Genomic DNA, 17,374 nt, shown 5'->3' on the forward strand with positions numbered 1-17,374 from the left:
AGGTCTCCACCCTAGTAGCAGCGCCGGGCGAGTCCACGCTCTCACGGCGTGCGACCGGCGTGCCGCATCCCGTGACGAAGGTGACGTGTTCACCCCTGCCTCCCCCGCCACTGCCGTGGGAGGATCTCCAGATGGCGGCCCGGCTAGGTGGTGAGAACAGTGCAACGAAGTAATCACCGACTCGAGTTCAGGGTCCTCGGGGCTGTTGAGATCACGATCGGCTCGCTCTCCGGAGGCGCCTCTGGTTCCCCCGCCCCCTCCGCTTCCTCCCCCGATGTCCCCGCTTCCCCCGCCATCGTCGTACGGCAGCCGCTGGTGCGGGCGCTGGCTGTCCGCCTCGCCTTGGCCCGCGGGGAAGCGGTCTCCGACGAGATCCTCGTCCGCGACCTCTGGGGCGACGAAGAACTCTCCCGCCCCTCGGCTCGTCTGCGCGTCCTCGCTTCCCGCCTCCGCGGCGCTCTCGGCGCAGAGAGCGCGACCTTGGAGAGAACCGCCGCCGGGTTCCGCCTCGACGCCTCCGCCGCCGACCTCACCGAGGTCGAGCGCCGCGTCGCCGAACTCGAATCGGCCCGCCGTACGAACCGCTGGCCCGACGTCCACACCGCGGCCGCCGCCGCCCTCGACTGCTGGCGCGGCGACCCCCTCGAAGACCTGCCCGACCTCCCCTTCGTCCTCGCCGAGCGCCAGCGCCTGGAGTCCCTCTGGGTCGAGCTCCGCCTCGACCGCGTCGAGAGCGGCCTCGAGGTCGGCGCGACCGGCATCGACGACGAGCTCGAACTGCTGATCGCCAAGTACCCGCTGCACGAGCGCCTGGTTCGCCTCGCCGCGACCGCCGCCGTCCGCGCCGGAGATCTCCAGGGAGCGCTCTCCCGCCTCTCCGACCTGCACGAACGTCTCGCCGACGAGCTCGGCATCGACCCCTCGCCGGAAACCGTTGCCCTGGAGAACCAACTCCGCCACCGCCCCGCCACCGCCCGAAGCCCCGAGCAACCACCGATCACCGTTTCGTTGCCCCAGGCCCACAAGGCGTTCGTCGGCCGCGACCTCGAGTACGCCGATCTGCTGGCGCAGGTCAGCGGCGAGACCCCGTACGCCGGGGTGGTGACCCTCACCGGCGGCGCCGGCGTCGGCAAGACCCGCCTCGCCCGCGAGGTCGCCTGGCGCGAGAGCGCGCGCGGCCGTCGCGTCGGTTGGGTCGACCTGGGCTCGCTCGGAGCCACCGACAGCCTGGTCGCCGTACTGGCCGCGATCCTCGGCGTCGACGGCAGCTCCGATGACCCGCTCGCACGATGCGCCGACGAGCTCGCCGGCGGGCTGCTCGTCCTCGACAACGCCGAGCACCTGGTCGAGAACACCGCCGCGCTGGTCGAGGCCCTGCTGAAGTACGGCGAGGGGACGTCGATCATCGTCACGTCCCAACGCCTGCTGCGCATCTCCGCCGAAGTCGAACGCCGCGTCGGCCCCTTGGAAGCAGCCGCAGCCGCCGAACTCTTCTGCGACCGAAGCGCCGCCGAACCAGGCCCCGAGGTCGACGCAATCTGCGCCGCCGTCGACCGCCTCCCGCTCGCGATCGAGCTGGCCGCCGGTCTCACCCGAACTCTCTCCGTCGCCCAGTTGGCCGAACGCATCGACAACCGCCTCCGCCTCCTCGTCCGAGGCCCCCGCGACACCGGCATTCGCCACACCAGCCTCCGCGCAGCCCTGGACTGGAGCCACGAACTCCTGGAGAGGCCCGAACGAGTAGCCCTCAGACGCCTGGCAGTCTTCGCCGGCGGCTTCACAGCAGAAGCCGCCCACGCAGTAATCGCCGATCCGTCCGGTGCCCAGGCTGCTTTCATTTCCACGAGGCCTGCCGCGACGACCTCCTCCAGGGAAAGCACGGCGAGCTCCTCCTCCGTGGGGACAGCCGCCGCCAGCGTCTCCTCCACCGGGACACGCGCCGCGAGCTCCTCCTCCGGAGGGGCAAGCACGGCAGGCACCACCTCCGCGGGCACACCCGCCGCGAACGCCTCCTCCACCGGCACGCCCGCAGCGAGTTCCTCCTCCACAAGGGGAGGTGCGACGAGCTCCGGCCCGAGCGAGAGCGCTCTCCCCGACGTACTGGCTCCGGAGGACATTGGCAGGATCCTGGCCGAGCTCGTCGAGCGGTGTGTGCTGACGGTCGAAGGCAGTGCCGAGGGGATCCGGTTCAGGTTGCTGGAGACCGTGCGCGACTACGCGCTCGAGCGGCTGCGTGAGGCCGGTGAGGAGGAGGCGCTGCGCGGGCGGCACGTCGATTGGTACGGGTACTTCGTCCGGCAGTACGAGGGCATGGGCGCGCGGAACAACACCGGCGTCGGCGCCGAGGAGGCCAACCTGCTCGCCGCCGTCGACTGGTGCCTGGGCGACGGCGGGCAAGCCGCGAAGGTCAGCGCGCTGGTCTCCCCCCTGTGGTGGTACTGGCCCGGCCGCGGACTGATGGTCGAAGCGTCCCAGTGGCTCGAGCGCTCGTTGGCCGAGCTGCCGGCGGACTCCGAGGAGTACGCAGCCGGACTGAGTACGCTCGCCAGCCTGACCCGCAACCGCGGCCTGATCCCCGAGGCGCGGACCATCGGAGAGCGCTCCCTGGCCGCGTTCCGCGCACTCGGCGACGAGGAACGCGTGACCATCGGCCTGATGTCCCTCACCCGAACCTGCTTGGCCCAGGGCGACATGGTCGCGACCCTCACCCACGCGGAGGAAGTCGAGCAACGCTGCCGAGCCGAGGAACGCGTCACCCGCCGAGCCCGCGCCTCGGCCCTCAACTACATGGGCCTGGCCCACCGCAACCTCCGCCACGCCCCTGAAGCAACCGCTCTCTTCGAGGCCGCCCGCGACCACTGGCAGGAGATCGAGGACTTCGGCGGCGTAGCCATCGCGATGGAGAACCTCGCCATCGTCGCCCGCCAGACCGGCCGGCACGACCTCGCCCGCACCTGGGCGATCGAGAGCCTCCGGAGAGCCCGAGAAAGCGCGTTCTCGATGGGCATGTGCGGCGCCCTCGAGTCCCTCGCCTGCCTGGCCGTAGCCGAAGGCCGCCCCGAGGAAGCCCTCCAACTCCTGACGGCCACCACCCACCACCGAGACAAGCTGGGCCTCCCCGTCCAGGTCCCCGACGAACTCGAAGACCTCGCCACAGCCCGCACCACCGCGTCTCAGGCCCTAGGCTCTGCTGCCTCCCGAATCGCCGAGGCGTCCCGAGACCTTCCCTTGAACACGCTCGCGGACCACTACCTCACCTGACTGCCCGCGGCCGTCCGTCCTCGCTCCCAGGCCGACAGCAGGTTGCTCGTCCAGCGACCTGCGTGCGTACGGCAGCGCGTGCTTCGCAGCGTGCTGACCTGCCCCTCCCGGCGGCACCCCTCCGGCACCGGGTGGAGCTGGTCACGCGGCCGCGACGCCAGGGGCTCGCGCGCAGCCCGCCGGTCGTCGGGGCTGTACACGGCCCACCCGACCCCGAGCGCCTTGTGCGCGGCCAACCGGCCCGGGAAGTGTGCGCGGCCCGGCGCCCGGCTCGCCGGCGTTCGGCTGCTGCTTGCCGCCCACACTCGCCCGGGTCACCTGCGTACGGCGTACTGGCTTGGCTGCAGCGCTGATCTGCTCCGCCCGGCGGCACCCTCCAGCGCCGGGAAGAGCGCAGCCGCCGGTGGTGGCCGGCGGCTGCGGGATCAGATCAGGCCTTCGCGCAGGGCGTAGGCGACCGCGTGCGAACGGTTGCGGAGCTGCAGTCGGCTGGTGACGTCGTGCAGGACATTCTTCACCGTGCGTTCGGAGTACGACAGCTCGCGGGCGATCTCCTGCGTGTCCTTGCCGTCGGCAACGAGTCGCAGGACCTGGGTCTCGCGGTCGGACAGCCCCGTCCGGGACAGGCCGCGCGGCGCCAGTACGTGGCGCTGCATGCGGGAGACCTGGCCGAGGAGCCGGCCGAGCAGGTCCGGCGGCAGGCTGCCGTCGCCCGCGGCGGCGGTCTGCAGCAGGTGGACGATCCGGTCGGCGGTCGCCTCGGCGCGCCGTAGTACGCCGGAGACGCCCAGCTCGACCGCGGTCATCAGCGCGTCGTCGTCGATGGTGCTGCTGATCAGCACCGTACGGCGGCAGCCGCGCTGCGTTGCCGAGCGCAGTACCTGGACCGCGACCGGGTCGAGCGAGTCGACGGCGATCAGCGCGACCACTGGCGGGGCGGGGCGCTGATCGTTCGGCTGCTGGATCCCGGGCAGGTCCGCGTCGCTCACGAGAGCGATCTCCGGCCGCGGCCTGAGCGCGTGCACCAGACCGAACTGCGAGAGCGGATCGGCCGCCTTCACCCAGACGGGTATCCGGCGCTGTTTCACAGGCATCACTCCCCCAGAGTGTTGAACGGAACGGATCGCATCCGCAGTCAAGGGAACCCCCAAGCTCGTCGATTCCGTCGTGGTCCCGAACACGCTGCCCGTTCAGGCAACTCCGATGCTCCCCGCCGGCCACCGCGGTCGTGCCCTGTGGTCCCCCGATGGACCTCCGCAAGGTTCGACCGCCGCGGCCGGCGGCTCGCGCCGTTCCCCCGGGACCCCGACCTGAAACAAACCCTGCCTGCTCCCCGTTTCACCGGCGTCTCACACCCGTTTCATGCCCTCCCGGACGCGGGGTCTGCCCGGGAGGTTTGCCCGCCGGGCCAGCCCATCGGGCAATCGGGCGGGCGGTGCAACCATCCGAAACACGCTTGCCGTCGCGACCCCGGTACGCCGCGTCTACGGGATCGTTCGATGGCGTCTCTGTGCTGACTGGCTCGTTGTTGGACGACTGACGCGATGTACCGGGTCAGTGGTGACACTCCGGATCAGTCGTCCAGCCGGCGCCAGTGGCCGGTGCCCGTGCGGCAGTCCGATGCCGAGATGACTGTGGGGTCGCCACGCGAGCCGGGTCGCCGACGGGAGCATCGGCTCCGTACAGCCGCCGACGCCCACCACCGTCCAAGGCGGCGATCGGCGCCGTGGCTTCGCTTGCAGACGTCTTCGGCCAGGTTGTCGGCCAGGCTTGGACGGTGGTGGACGGCGGCGGATCTTCTACCCAGCTGAGCGCGGGGATGCGGATCTGCACCACTCACCAAGGCCGCCCTGGATGGTCCGGCCCCGCCTGGAACCGGCCTGAGCAGCCCACGGCTGATGGTTGGTGAGTGGTGGATGTCCGGATCCGTCGTGTGGTGCGTGCCGACGCATCAGGCCGGCGCGGAAGGCCCGAGCACCAGGCCGCAGCTGTCGTTGTGCCGCGCACGTTCCTGACCACTGCCGACGACCTGGGCTCGGGGCAACTGGCCGACCCCTACCGCTGTCGCGACCTGGTCTCGCAGCACGTGGCCGACCGCTACCGCTGTCGACGATCTGGGCTCGGGGCACGTGGGGCCGACGGCCACCACTGATCAAGGCCGCAGCCGTCACCCCGGCCACGCCTACGCGCGCTTCGGTGTTGCTTGTCTGCGGTGGTTGGTCAGTGGTGGGCGGCGACGAACCATCAGCTACACCCGAGTGCGTCGTGCAGGCACCTGGCGGACGCGTCGGGCAGGCGCCGCGCGGACTGTCGGCGGTTGCGGTCAGTCCGTGAGGATGGTGAGCGCTTGCAGGGCCAGGCGGTACGAGTTGAGGCCGAAGCCGGCGATGGTTCCCGTGGCTACGGCGGCTACGACGCTGGTGTGGCGGAACTCCTCGCGCGCCGCCGGGTTGCTGATGTGGATCTCGATCAGCGGGGCGGTGCGTTGGGCGCAGGCGTCGCGGAGAGCGTACGAGTAGTGGGTGAACGCGGCCGGGTTGAGGACGACCGGGTACTTGTGGTCGGCGGCCTCGTGGAGCCAGCCGACGAGCTCGGACTCGTCGTCGGTCTGACGGACCTCCACGGTCAGGCCGAGGTCGGCGCCGGTCTTCTCGCAGTCGGCGACGAGGTCGGCGTACGTCGTCGCGCCGTACACGTCGGGCTCCCGGGAACCGAGGCGGCCGAGGTTGGGTCCGTTGAGTACTAGCACCTTGCGCGCGGTCACGGGCCAACCCTAGTGCCCGGGCCGGCAAGCGCCCGTGCCGCCTCGGCGACTCAGCGCGGTGAGCGCGCCGGCCCGGTGACGGAGCGCAAGTCCGACCGCCCGCTCGGCCTGGCGGATGCCCCTCGACGACCAGGCTCTCGCGGTGGGCCCTCTCCAGAGGAGGCCGCGTGTCAACGTCCTCGTCGGAGCAAGCCCGCACGCCCGGCCGCGTCCGCTGGAGCAGACGCGCTGTAGAACGCCTCCGGCGAACGCGAGGTGGATGCCCTTACCAAAGCAACCACCGTCACCTCGCAGCGCACCCCTGAGCTCAGCGTCGCCAGCGACGCGGCCACCCAGAAGCTCAAGTCGAAGGGCATCCCGGCGTCCACCACAACGGATGCGTCCGCCGGAGCAGGCTCTCGTGGCGGACGCCCCGCCGGGGCAAGCCTGCGCGGTGGACGTCCTCGTCGGAACAATCCCGAACCCCCGGACGCCTCCACCGGAGCTCACCCGCGGCGGACCCCCAGACGACGTGGGGATGGATGTCGCCACCGGAGCAGCGCCGGCGGCGGATGCATCGCCGGACTAGGCGCTCGCGGCGGACGCCTTTCCCGAGCAAGCCCGCGCGGTCGGGGGCCCGCCGGAGCAAGCCCGCACGGTCGGCGTCCTCGCTGGAGCAAGCGCGCACGCTCGGACGCCTCCGCCGGAGCACACCCGCCGCGGAACGCGTCCGGCCGGCGTGAGGATGCCCTCACTGGAGCAGACCGCGGCGGATGCTTGCGCCGGAGCAGGCTGCCGCGGCGGACGGCTCCGGCCGACGTGGGGTGGATGCCCCACCGAAGCAGCCCGGCGGCGGTGCTTGCGCCGGAGCAGGCTCTCGCGGTCGATGGCGTCAGCCGAAGGGCGCGGCTGACCGAGCCCTGTGCGACGCAGGTGGGGTCCCGGGGGACGGTCGCCTCGGGCTCGGCGTACTGCCGACGATCGTGTTCGAGTCGGACTGTTCAGCTGACTTCGGCGTACGCGGCGATCAGGAGGCTGGGGTCGGGGGCTTCGAGGATCGTCGGCTTGGCGAGGGCGTCGAGGATGACGAAGCGGAGGCGGTCGGCTCTGGTTTTCTTGTCGAGCTTCATCGCGTCCTGCAGGTGGGGCCAGGCGTCGGGGCGGTAGGTGACCGGCAGGCCGAGGGACTGCAGGACGTCGCGGTGGCGGTCGGCGGTCTCGTCGTCGAGGCGGCCGGCGGCGCGGGCGAGTTCGGCGACGAAGACCATGCCGATGCTGATCGCGGCGCCGTGGCGCCACTTGTACCGTTCGGTGCGCTCGATCGCGTGGCCGAGCGTGTGCCCGTAGTTGAGCGCCTCGCGGCCGATCGCTCCCCCGACGGTCGTCGTACGCTCGCGCAGGTCGGCTCCGACGCTGTCGGCCTTCACCTGGATCGAGCGGGCGATCAGTTCCTCGGTGTGCTCGTACGCCGGGCTGATCGCGCCCGCGGGATCCTTCTCGACCAGGTCGAGGATCACCGGGTCGGCGATGAACCCGCACTTCACGACCTCGGCCAGCCCGCTGACGTAGTCGTTCTTCGGCAGCGTCTCGAGCGCGGCGAGGTCGCACAGCACGCCGGCCGGCTCCCAGAACGCGCCGACCAGGTTCTTGCCCTCGGCGGTGTTGATGCCGGTCTTGCCGCCGACGGCTGCGTCGACCATGCCGAGCAGCGTCGTCGGGATGTGCACGACCTTCACGCCGCGCAGCCAGGTCGCCGCGACGAAGCCGGCCAGGTCGGTCGTCGTACCGCCGCCGATCGACACGACCGCGTCGGAGCGGGTGAACCCGGCCTGCCCGAGCACCGTCCAGCAGTACGCCAGCACCTCCGCGGACTTGGCCTCCTCGGCGTCCGGGATCTCGATCGCGTGCGCCGTGTACCCGGCAGAGACCAGGTCGTCGCGGATCGCGTCCCCGCTGGTCCGCAGCGCGCGCGGGTGGATCACCGCGACCCGCTGGACGCCCTCACCGAGCAGCCCGGGGAGCTCACCGAGCAGGTTGTTGCCGATCACAACGTCGTACGGCGCCGCCGCCGCGACCCGGATCCGCCGGGCGACACCGGATCCTGTGGAGGGGGAAGACGTCGGGCTGTCGGTCATCCGAGGTGCTCCACGATCTCGTTGGCGATCTCTTCCGGGGTACGGCCGTCGGTGGTCACCGTGTGCTTGGCGACCTCGGCGTACAGCGGGCGCCGGGCGTCCATCAGGTTCTTCAGCTGCGTGCGGACGTTGCCCAGCAGCAGCGGCCGGGCGACGCCCAGACCGACGCGCTTGGCGGCTTCGCCGACGGAGACGTCGAGGAAGACGACCGTGTGTCCGGCCAGGTCCGCGCGGGTGTCGGCGTCGAGGATCGCGCCGCCGCCTAGCGACAGCACGACGCCGTCGGCCTTCAGGGCGGCGACGATCGCCGCTCGCTCCAGCTCGCGGAAGACGGGCTCACCGGAGTCGACGAAGATGTCCGAGATCGGCTTGCCCGCGCCGGTCTCGACGTCCGTGTCGGTGTCGCGATGCACCGCGCCGAGCTTGGCCGCGAGCAGCTCGGCCACGGTCGACTTGCCGGACCCGGGCGGACCAACCAGTACGACGACAGGCCCGGCCGAGGCACCGGCGGAAGCCGCGGAGGCGGCGTCGGCCGAGGCGGGGGCACCGGCGGGAGCCGCCGAAACTGCGTCGGTCGCGGCAGTGTCAGCTGAGGCAGCCGACCCAGCGGCAGCACCAGCGGGAACCGCCGAGGCAGCGTCGGCCGAGGCGGGCGCAGCACCCGCGGCAGCCGCCGGGGCAGCGTCAGCGGGAGTCGCCTCGGCCGCGTCGGCCGATCCAACGCCCGGCTCGTTCACTCCGCACCCCACGCGCGCGGCTGGATCGTGCCGGGCAGACCGGCCAGGTACGCGGCGTGGTTGCGGGCGCTTTCCACAACCGAGTCGCCGCCGAACTTCTCCAGCGACACATCCGCCAGCACGAGCGCGACCATCGCCTCGGCGACGATTCCGGCGGCCGGCACCGCGCACACGTCCGAGCGCTGGTGGTGAGCCGCGGCGGCCTCGCCGGTGGCGGTGTCGATGGTTCGCAGCGCCCGCGGCACGGTCGCGATCGGCTTCATCGCGGCGCGGACGCGCAGCGTCTCGCCGGTGCTCATGCCGCCCTCGGTACCGCCCGAACGGCCGCTCGTACGCCGTACCGTCCCGTCCTCGGCGACGATCTCGTCGTGCGCCTTCGACCCCGGCGTGCGGGCCAGCTCGAACCCGTCGCCGAGCTCGACGCCCTTGATCGCCTGGATGCCCATCAGGGCGCCGGCCAGCTTGGAGTCCAGCCGGCGATCCCAGTGCACGTAGCTGCCGAGGCCCGGCGGGAGGCCGTCGACGACGACCTCGACCACGCCGCCGAGCGTGTCGCCGGCCTTCTGCGCGGCGTCGATCTCGGCGACCATCGCCTTGCTCGCGTCCGCGTCCAGGCAGCGCACCAGGTCGGCGTCCAGCTTCTCGACATCCGCGTACGACGGCAGCACGCCGTACGGCGCCTTGACCGTCCCGAGCTCGACCACGTGGCTGACGATCGTCACGCCGTACGCCTGCCGCAGGAACCGGGCCGCGACCTCGCCGAGCGCGACCCGCGCGGCGGTCTCCCGCGCGCTCGCCCGCTCCAGCACCGGCCGGGCCTCGTCGAACCCGTACTTCTGCATCCCGGCCAGGTCCGCGTGACCGGGCCGCGGCCGGGTCAGCGGCGCGTTGCGGGCCAGGTCGGCCAGCGTCTCCGGGTCGACCGGGTCGGCCGCCATCACCTGCTCCCACTTCGGCCACTCGGTGTTGCCGACCTGGATGGCGATCGGGCTGCCGAGCGACAGCCCGTGCCGGAATCCGCCCAGGAAGGTCACCTCGTCCCGCTCGAACTTCATCCGGGCGCCTCGGCCGTAGCCGAGCCGACGACGAGCCAGGGCGTCGGCCACGTGATCCGTGGTGACCTGAACGCCTGCGGGAAGACCTTCGAGTACGGCGACGAGCGCTTGTCCGTGCGACTCGCCGGCGGTGAGCCAGCGCAGCATGAGGCCGATTCTTTCACGGACCCGGTGACGGCCCGTCGCCAGTCTCACGCAGAGCGCCCGGACCGGGGTCCCGCGGCGTGCCCTCCTGGCCGAACTACAGTCGCGCTCATGGTCGAACGGCAGGTGGAAGAGGCGTACCGGGCGCGCGTTCGCGGGTGCTTGCTCGGTGGGGCGATCGGGGACGCGCTGGGTGGGCCGGTGGAGTTCCGGGACGGGCGGAGCATCGTCGCGGAGCATCCGGACGGCGTCCGGACGTTTCTTGCTGGAGGCAACGACTGGCCGCCGGGGACGGTGACCGACGACACGCAGATGACGTTGTTCGCGGTCGAGGGACTGATTCGGGCCGGTGTGCGGACCGATCGTGGGCTGGGGCTGACGGTGGCCGTCACGCAGCACGCGTTCGATCGGTGGTTGGACACGCAGCTGCTGCCCGGGCCCAGCGGCGAGCGGGACGGGTGGTTGCAGGGCGAGCAGTGGTTGTACGTACGGCGGGCGCCGGGGAACACGTGCTTGACGGCGCTCACCGAGGCTCGTCGGGGCGGGAAGTTCGGCGTACAGGCGGTGAACGACTCCAAGGGGTGCGGTGGGGTGATGCGGTCCGCGCCGTTCGGGCTGCTGCCGTACGCCGGGAACGCGGAGTGGGTGTTCGATGCCGCCGCGGAGTCGGCGGGGTACACGCACGGGCATCCGACGGGGAAGCTGGCGAGTGGGGCGTTGGCGGTGTTGATCCATCACATCGTCCAGGGGGCGGATCTCGATGGTGCATTGGATGCGACGCTGGAACTACTTGCCAAGAAGGAGCAGCACGAGGAGACCTCGCAGGCGTTGATCAGAGCCCGGGAGTTGGCGGCGGGGACTGCGCCCGCCCCGGCGACCGTCGAGCTGCTCGGCGGCGGGTGGATCGCCGAGGAAGCGCTGGCGATCGGCGTGTACGCCGCACTCGCGTGCCCCGGGCCCGAGCAGTTCCTCGACGCGCTCGCGCTCTCGGTCACGCACTCCGGCGACAGCGACTCGACCGGCGCGATCTGCGGCAACATCCTCGGCGCGCTGCACGGCGAGACCGCGCTCCCGGCGGAGCTCGTCTTCGCCGTCGAAGGTCGCGGGGTGATCCTGCAGCTTGCCGATGATCTGGTGCTCGAGTTCACCCGCGGCGAGCACCTGCACGGCGACCACGGCCCCGAGACCGCCTGGCGGAATCGCTATCCCGGTTGGTGAATCAGCCGGGCCGGGGCGTCCGGCCCGTCCCCCGAGGATCAGGCCCGGCGCCCCGGCCGGTCGGCGGGCCAACCCGTACGGCGGTCGGCCGCCCCGTCGACTCGCCGGTGGGATCAGCACCGGCGCGACGGGCCGGGACAGCTTCTCACTCGGCGGGTTCGATGGAAAGCCGGGGTCGTCAGGCCGGTTTCATCCGACGTACAAGCGTTCCAGCGGTCCACCGGCCAGTACGCCGGCCACCGCGCCGGCCAGCATGAACGGTCCGAACGGGAACATCTCCTTGCGCTGGAAGACCTTCGCGACGGTCAGCACGATCCCGAGCACCGCGCCGAGGAAGAACCCGCCGTACAGCCCGCTGACGAACTCGCCCCACCCGAGCCAGCCGAGCGCGACCGCGAGCAGCCCGGACAGCCGCACGTCGCCGAAGCCGACGCCGCGGGGGAACACGAACCACAGCAGGTAGAACACGCCGAAGCCGATCAGCCCCGCGATCGCGGCCCGCCGCAGCGACCCCCACTCGCCCGTCACCGCGGCCGCGCCGATGAGCAGCACCGAGACCACGCCGTACGTCGGCCAGATGATCGCGGACGGCAGGTACCGCGTGCGCGCGTCGATGTACCCGAGCACCGCGCCCGACACCGCCAGCGCGATCCACGCCGGGTAGCCGCTCGAGAACCCGATCCGCCAGCCGACCAGCCCGCCCGCGACTCCGGCGAGCGCGGCACACCACACGGCGGCCCGCGGCGTCGCGAGCTCGGCGTACAGGAGCTTGGTCTGTCGCTCGTCGAGGATCGGCTCGGGGATCCGGCGCAGCAGCCAGGGACCCAGTCCGTAGGCCGCGACGGCACAGATCAGCGCGGCGACGACTCCGGCGATCAGATCAGGCACGATGCCGCAGCCTAGACGATCCGGAAGCCCACACGGTGTGACCCTGTGGACAACGTCAGCGGGTCCGGCGGGCGACCACCGCGGCGCCGCCGCCCAGCAGGAGCAGCACTCCGACGACGACACCGATGGTGCTCCAGGAGCTGTCGTTGCGCGTCACGTACGTCGTTCGCTGGAAGACGTCGTCGGTGGCCGACCGGGTGAACGTGTAGTCGTCGGTGATGCGTCGCGGCTCGGCGAAGCGGGACGAGTAGGCGGTGAGGTAGTTCGTCGGCGCGGCCAGCTGTTCCGCCTCGGCGCCCTCGACCCGGCCGGCGTACAGGAGTTCCGGCGTGAGCGACGCGTCCGGGACGGTCGAGGCGTCGACCCGGTACGGCGCGGCGACGTACACCGTGACGGTCTGGCTGGTGGTGGCGCCCTTGCTCAGCCGCATCGGGTAGACGATCTTCTGCGAGGCGAACGTCAGCCGCAGCGGCGGCGTCTCCCCGCCGAGCGATCCGCTCGCCTCCTTCGGCGTCAGCTTGACCGCGACGATCTCCCACTTCTCCGCCAGGTACGGCGTGAGGTTCGCCGCCAGCGTCGCCGGTACGACGTACCCGTTGGTCCCCAGCCACGCGGTCACCTCGGCCGCGCTCGACCCACCGAGCCGCACGACCTCGAACGGGCCCAGCACCATCTGCTCGCGGACGTCGACCCCGGCGCCCGGCGCCTCGCCGGCGCCGTCACCGCGCCCGAAGATGCCTAGATCCCGGAACGGCCAGTAGGTCTTGCGCACCACGACCTTCGGCCGGGTGAGCTGCACGAGCTCGTTGAACGTCGACTGTTCCCCCAGCGACACCTTGGCGGCCGCCGGGACCGGCATGATCCAGGCCGCCTTCTTCGACGAGCCCTGGATCGCCATCGACAGCACGATCTCCTCGGTCGTGCCGTCGAAGCGCACCAGCGCGTTCTCGCCGTTGGCCCGGGCCTCCGACTCGGCGTCGGCCAGGTAGCCACCGCAGGCACAGGCCCACGCGGGCGACACTCCGACCAGCACGAGCCCGAAGGCGAGCATCGCCGCCACCACACGCCACAGTTTCATGGCGCAGACAGTACTCAGGCGAAGGTGTACGGAGCGTGGAAGAAGTTCGTCGGGTCGTACTTCTGCTTGATCGCGTGCAGCCGCGTCAGGCTGCCGCCGTAGTACGACGGGTTGGAGCGCCCGGCCTCCAGGTAGTTGATGTAGCCGCCGGCCGAGAACTTCGTCACCGCGTGGTGCCCGTTGGTCACGAAACCCTGAGCGGCACGCAGCTGCGCGGTCGTCGGGTGCGCCGGCAGCCCGGAGTACCACTGGATGACGCCGAGCGCCGACCGCCACGGCCAGGCCGAACCACCCGGCGGCTGCTTCGCCGCCTGCCCACCGAGCGGATCGAGAATCGCCGACGCCGCGACCTTGGCGCGAGCCGCGGCCTTGACCGCACCGAGCAGCCCGTTGATCGTCGCCGCGTCCATCGGCCCCCGCAGGACGTCGGACCCGGCCAGCCACCCCTGCCGCGGGCTCGTCGTCCCGCCGCCGAGGTACGTCACCGCCTGCATGTGCGTCTTCACCGAGATCGACCGGGTCGTACCCCTGGCGCCGATGAACGACTCCAGCTGCGCCGCCGCGGCCGTCGCCGACCCGGTGGTCGAGACGCCGACCACGTGGATCGACAGCGCGCCGGTGCTGGTCCCGGTGATGTGCAGGTTCGCCCACGAGGTCGACGGCGCTTCCCTCGCGAACCGCTGCCAGCCCTTCACGACGGCGGCCGCCTTCGACTCCGGCCAGGTCAGCCGGAAGAACCCGAGCTTGCCCGCGCCGATCGTCGCCAGCCGGAACGACGTGACGATGCCGAGGTTCCCGCCACCGCCGCCGCGCAGCGCCCAGTACAGGTCGGCGTTCTGCGTCGGGCTCGCCGTCCGTACGACGCCGTCGGCGGTGACCACCTGCAGCGAGAGCACACGGTCGCTGGTCAGCCCGTACGTCCGGGTGTGGATCCCCATCCCGCCGCCGAGCGCGAGGCCCGCGATGCCGACCGTCGGGCAGGTGCCCGTCGGCAGCGAGCGGGCGAACTTGTCGAGGTAGGCGTGCACGTCGTACAGGCGCGCGCCGGCGCCGATCTGGATCGCGTTGCTCGCGTAGGTGAGTCCGCGCAGCGGGCCGACGTCGACCATCAGCCCGTTGGCGATCGTGGAGGCGCCGACGTACGAGTGACCGCCGCCCTTGGGGACGCAGACCAGCTTGTTCTTCTTTGCGAACAGGATCGCCTGCCGGACGTCCTCGACGCTGCCGGCCCGGACGACGCCGGCCGGCTGGACCGAGTCGAAGCGCGGGTTGAACAGCTGGTGCGACGCGGCGTACCCGGTCTGCCCGGGGCGGAACAGTGCGCCCTTGAGCGCACGGTCGAGCGCGGCCCAGTCAGGCGCCGCCGTCGCGGCGTGCACGGCTTCCGCACCGGCGGTGGTGGCCAGGGCGCCCGCGGCGAGCAGGCCTCCGGCCTTCAGGACGGTACGGCGGTTCCAGAGATCCTCACTGCGGCTCACGATCGTCCAGCTCCTCACGCGCTGCGGCCCTCATCGCCGCCAGCGGCGCGGGTGACCTACCGGTCATCATCTCCACCTGCAAGGTCGCCTGGTGCACGAGCAGGTCAAGACCGTTCAACAGCTCTGTACCGATCCGGTGCGCGACGATCGCCAGCTGCGTCGGCCACGGGTGGTACGCGACGTCGAAGACCACCGGCGCGACCTGGGCGAAGTGCTCCGCCCACGGATCGACCGCGCCGCCGGGCAACGTCGAGATGCACAGGTCGAAGCCGCCGATCTGCTCGACCTGCTGGAAATCGGTCACCGACGTCTTCAGGTCGAGCGCGGCCGCCAGGTCGAGCAGGCGCTCGGCCTTCGCGGTGTCCCGGACGACCAGCGTCACCTCGCTGACCTTCAGCCCGCCACGCAGCGCCGCCAGCGTCGAGGCCGCCGTCGCGCCACCACCGAGGACGACGGCCGTGTCGGCGCCGGTGATCCCGCGCTCGGCGAACGCCGAGACCAGCCCCGGTACGTCGGTGTTGTGCACCGAGCGCGACCCGTCCGGCTCGAACAGCATCGTGTTCGCCGCGCCGATCAGCTCGGCGACCGGGTCGACGGTGTCCGCCAGCTCCAGCGCGACCCGCTTCAACGGCATCGTCAGCGAGAGCCCGCGCACGTCGTCACCGAGCGTGGACAGGAACCCACGCAGCTCGTCCTCGGCCACCTCGAACGCGTCGTACCGCCAGTCGAGCCCGAGCTCGGCGTACGCCGCCCGATGCATCGCCGGCGACAACGAGTGCGCGATCGGGCTGCCGAGCACAGCACAACGAACCATCAGCAGCGGCCCTTGTGGGCTTGGCACCACGCTTGCAGCTTGGCGACGTTCGCCTGGTGCTCGATGTCGGTGGTCGCGAACGCTGTCTCACCGGTGTCCAGGTTGACCAGCGTGAAGTACAGCCACGGCCCCGGCGTCGCGTTCAGCGCGGCCCGCAGGGTGTCCTTGCCGGGCGAGTTGATCGGCGTCGGCGGCAGCCCGCGGTACTTGTACGTGTTGTACGGCGAGTCGATGTCGCGTTCCTCGTCGGTCGTGTAGACGCCACCGCTGCGTCCGGCCACGTAGTGCACGGTCGAGTCCATCTGCAGCCGCATCTTGCGCTGCATGCGGTTGTAGATCACCCGGGCGACCTTGCCGTAGTCCTCGGAGCGGTTGGTCTCCGCGGCGACGATGCTGGCCACGATCACGGCCTGGTACGGGTCGATCTTCTTGCGCTGCGCGACCTGCGGCAGCTTCAGCTCGGCCTGCGTCTTGGCGAACTGCGCGGTCATCAGCCGCAGGATCGTGTACGCCGTCGCGTTCTTCGGGACGTCGTACGTGCCCGGGTAGAGGAAGCCCTCCGGGTTGTTCTTCGCGTACGACGGCAGCCCGAGCGACCACGGCTTGGCCAGCGCGGCGGCGACCGACCCCGGCGGCAGCTTGACCGTCTTGTTCTCCTGCAGCTTCTGCGCGACCTGATCCTTGGTCCAGCCGGAGTTCACCCCGACCCGGGTGACCCGGATCGACTTGGCCGGGTCGAGCATCAGCGCCAGCGCGGCCTTGGCCGACATCTTCTTGCGCAGCGTGAACGTCGCGGCCTGGATCTGGGTGCTGCGCGGGTCCTCGCGGGCGGCCCGCTCGAAGGCGCGGGCCGACTTCACCACGTCCTTCTTCTCCAGCGTGTCCGCGATCGCCTGCGAGCTCTGCCCCTTGGTCACCTCGACCTGGACCGAGCCGGTGCCCTCACCCTCGTAGTCGGGGGCGGCGAACATGCCTTCCAGGTAGTCGCGGCCCTTGCCGAAGCCGAACACGATGCCGCCGATCAGCCCGGCGACGACCACCAGCGACACGATGCCCGCGAAGCAGCCGAAGCCACGCCGGGCCCGCTGCTTCTTGCGGTTGGCCCGCCGCTCGGTCCGGCTCTCCGGGCGCAGGCCCAGATCGACGTCGAGGTCGTCGCCCTCGTCCACATCGCCGTACGTCCTGCTCATCCTTCGACCACCGCTGTTCCGTTCACAGGGGCCTCCCGGGTGGGTTGCCGGTCTCCCGCTCGAAGTCGAGCGCGTGTTGCAGAATCACGACCGCCGCGGCCTGGTCGACCACCGCGCGCCGCTTGGCGCCCTTCTTTCCCCGTTCCCGCAGCATCCGCTCGGCGGTGACCGTGGTGAACCGCTCGTCCACCATCCGCACCGTCGTCGTCCGCACCTGTTCCACTCCGTCCGTCGCGTTCGGGTTGTCCTGTCCGGCCGCCAGTTTCTGGCGGAGCAGCTCGGTGGTCTCCCGGATCTTGACCGCCGCGGGCCCTTCACCCCCGTTCAACGAACGAGGCAGGCCGACGACGACCTCGAACGCGTCGAGATCGTGTACGAGCGTAACGATCCGGTCAAGGTCCCCGGGACCCCGGCGTACGGTCTCCACCGGAGTGGCCAGGATCCCGTGCGGGTCGGAACTGGCGACGCCGATCCTGGCGTCTCCGATGTCGAGCGCGACCCGCACCCCCCGGCGCATCAGTGTGCCTCAGCCGGGGGGCAGGGCGAATCCCCGCCGGAACCCCGCACGGTGTTGCCCCGGCCGCTGGAATCCGGCGCGGTGATCTCCGAGCCGGCGGCGCGCGGCGTACGGCG

Annotated in this window: 13 protein-coding genes; 2 read left to right on the forward strand and 11 right to left on the reverse strand. The window is 71.5% G+C overall.

What is annotated here, in order from left to right; genetic code table 11:
* Nucleotides 1-315: 315 nt before the first annotated feature.
* A complete protein-coding gene (locus tag ABD235_RS12665) occupies nucleotides 316-3,261 on the forward strand; it encodes an ATP-binding protein (RefSeq protein WP_344173413.1) in 2,946 nt (981 codons plus the stop codon).
* 425 nt (nucleotides 3,262-3,686) lie between these two features.
* On the opposite strand, the gene ABD235_RS12670 is transcribed toward ABD235_RS12665, so the two are convergent.
* The 5 genes from ABD235_RS12670 to aroC all read right to left on the reverse strand — a co-directional run bounded on the left by ABD235_RS12670 (nucleotide 3,687) and on the right by aroC (nucleotide 10,078).
* Nucleotides 3,687-4,355 carry a LuxR C-terminal-related transcriptional regulator gene (locus ABD235_RS12670; protein ID WP_344173415.1) on the reverse strand — a complete coding sequence of 223 codons (669 nt, stop codon included), beginning with the start codon at nucleotides 4,353-4,355 and terminating at the stop codon, nucleotides 3,687-3,689.
* Between the two features lie 1,229 nt (nucleotides 4,356-5,584).
* Nucleotides 5,585-6,025 carry a type II 3-dehydroquinate dehydratase gene (gene aroQ, locus ABD235_RS12675; RefSeq protein ID WP_344173417.1) on the reverse strand — a complete coding sequence of 147 codons (441 nt, stop codon included), beginning with the start codon at nucleotides 6,023-6,025 and terminating at the stop codon, nucleotides 5,585-5,587.
* 980 nt (nucleotides 6,026-7,005) lie between these two features.
* Nucleotides 7,006-8,139 (reverse strand): 3-dehydroquinate synthase, encoded by a 1,134-nt coding sequence (gene aroB, locus ABD235_RS12680; RefSeq protein ID WP_344173420.1) that lies wholly within the window; start codon nucleotides 8,137-8,139, stop codon nucleotides 7,006-7,008.
* On the reverse strand, nucleotides 8,136-8,876 hold the full coding sequence (locus tag ABD235_RS12685) for a shikimate kinase (RefSeq protein ID WP_344173421.1): 741 nt from the start codon (nucleotides 8,874-8,876) through the stop codon (nucleotides 8,136-8,138). Before ABD235_RS12685 ends, aroB begins: the two co-directional genes overlap by 4 nt.
* Nucleotides 8,873-10,078 carry a chorismate synthase gene (aroC, locus tag ABD235_RS12690; protein ID WP_344173423.1) on the reverse strand — a complete coding sequence of 402 codons (1,206 nt, stop codon included), beginning with the start codon at nucleotides 10,076-10,078 and terminating at the stop codon, nucleotides 8,873-8,875. Before aroC ends, ABD235_RS12685 begins: the two co-directional genes overlap by 4 nt.
* A 108-nt stretch (nucleotides 10,079-10,186) precedes the next feature.
* Between aroC and ABD235_RS12695 the strand changes: the two genes are divergently transcribed.
* The gene (locus tag ABD235_RS12695; protein ID WP_344173425.1) at nucleotides 10,187-11,293 is read left to right on the forward strand and encodes an ADP-ribosylglycohydrolase family protein; all 1,107 of its coding nucleotides are present in this window, start codon (nucleotides 10,187-10,189) and stop codon (nucleotides 11,291-11,293) included.
* Nucleotides 11,294-11,482: 189 nt separating this feature from the next.
* Here the strand turns inward: ABD235_RS12695 and ABD235_RS12700 are convergent, their stop codons facing one another.
* From ABD235_RS12700 to ruvX, 6 genes are read right to left on the reverse strand one after another with little or no spacing between them, the layout of a single operon-like run.
* A complete protein-coding gene (locus tag ABD235_RS12700) occupies nucleotides 11,483-12,181 on the reverse strand; it encodes a prepilin peptidase (RefSeq protein ID WP_344173428.1) in 699 nt (232 codons plus the stop codon).
* A gap of 55 nt (nucleotides 12,182-12,236) precedes the next feature.
* Nucleotides 12,237-13,259 (reverse strand): DUF2330 domain-containing protein, encoded by a 1,023-nt coding sequence (locus ABD235_RS12705; RefSeq protein WP_344173431.1) that lies wholly within the window; start codon nucleotides 13,257-13,259, stop codon nucleotides 12,237-12,239.
* 14 nt (nucleotides 13,260-13,273) lie between these two features.
* Nucleotides 13,274-14,737 (reverse strand): FAD-binding oxidoreductase, encoded by a 1,464-nt coding sequence (locus ABD235_RS12710; RefSeq protein ID WP_344173433.1) that lies wholly within the window; start codon nucleotides 14,735-14,737, stop codon nucleotides 13,274-13,276.
* The gene (locus ABD235_RS12715) at nucleotides 14,724-15,551 is read right to left on the reverse strand and encodes a shikimate dehydrogenase (protein WP_344173435.1); all 828 of its coding nucleotides are present in this window, start codon (nucleotides 15,549-15,551) and stop codon (nucleotides 14,724-14,726) included. Before ABD235_RS12715 ends, ABD235_RS12710 begins: the two co-directional genes overlap by 14 nt.
* Entirely contained in the window at nucleotides 15,551-16,741 is a 1,191-nt protein-coding gene (gene mltG, locus ABD235_RS12720; protein ID WP_344173438.1) for an endolytic transglycosylase MltG, read from the reverse strand. The genes ABD235_RS12715 and mltG overlap by 1 nt, the downstream gene beginning before the upstream one ends.
* A gap of 22 nt (nucleotides 16,742-16,763) precedes the next feature.
* Nucleotides 16,764-17,258, reverse strand: coding sequence for a Holliday junction resolvase RuvX (ruvX, locus tag ABD235_RS12725; RefSeq protein ID WP_344173440.1), 495 nt, complete (start codon nucleotides 17,256-17,258; stop codon nucleotides 16,764-16,766).
* Nucleotides 17,259-17,374 lie beyond the last annotated feature (116 nt).

This window comes from Kribbella lupini, assembly GCF_039529595.1.
GTDB lineage: Bacteria > Actinomycetota > Actinomycetes > Propionibacteriales > Kribbellaceae > Kribbella > Kribbella lupini.

Excerpts from the sequence above, each read along its gene's own strand:
- ABD235_RS12715 (WP_344173435.1), bottom strand. The coding sequence starts at position 15,551 with ATGGTTCGTTGTGCTGTGCTCGGCAGCCCGATCGCGCACTCGTTGTCG.
- ABD235_RS12670 (WP_344173415.1), bottom strand. The coding sequence starts at position 4,355 with ATGCCTGTGAAACAGCGCCGGATACCCGTCTGGGTGAAGGCGGCCGAT.
- ABD235_RS12695 (WP_344173425.1), top strand. The coding sequence starts at position 10,187 with ATGGTCGAACGGCAGGTGGAAGAGGCGTACCGGGCGCGCGTTCGCGGG.
- mltG (WP_344173438.1), bottom strand. The coding sequence starts at position 16,741 with ATGAGCAGGACGTACGGCGATGTGGACGAGGGCGACGACCTCGACGTC.
- aroB (WP_344173420.1), bottom strand. The coding sequence starts at position 8,139 with ATGACCGACAGCCCGACGTCTTCCCCCTCCACAGGATCCGGTGTCGCC.
- ruvX (WP_344173440.1), bottom strand. The coding sequence starts at position 17,258 with ATGCGCCGGGGGGTGCGGGTCGCGCTCGACATCGGAGACGCCAGGATC.
- ABD235_RS12705 (WP_344173431.1), bottom strand. The coding sequence starts at position 13,259 with ATGAAACTGTGGCGTGTGGTGGCGGCGATGCTCGCCTTCGGGCTCGTG.
- aroC (WP_344173423.1), bottom strand. The coding sequence starts at position 10,078 with ATGCTGCGCTGGCTCACCGCCGGCGAGTCGCACGGACAAGCGCTCGTC.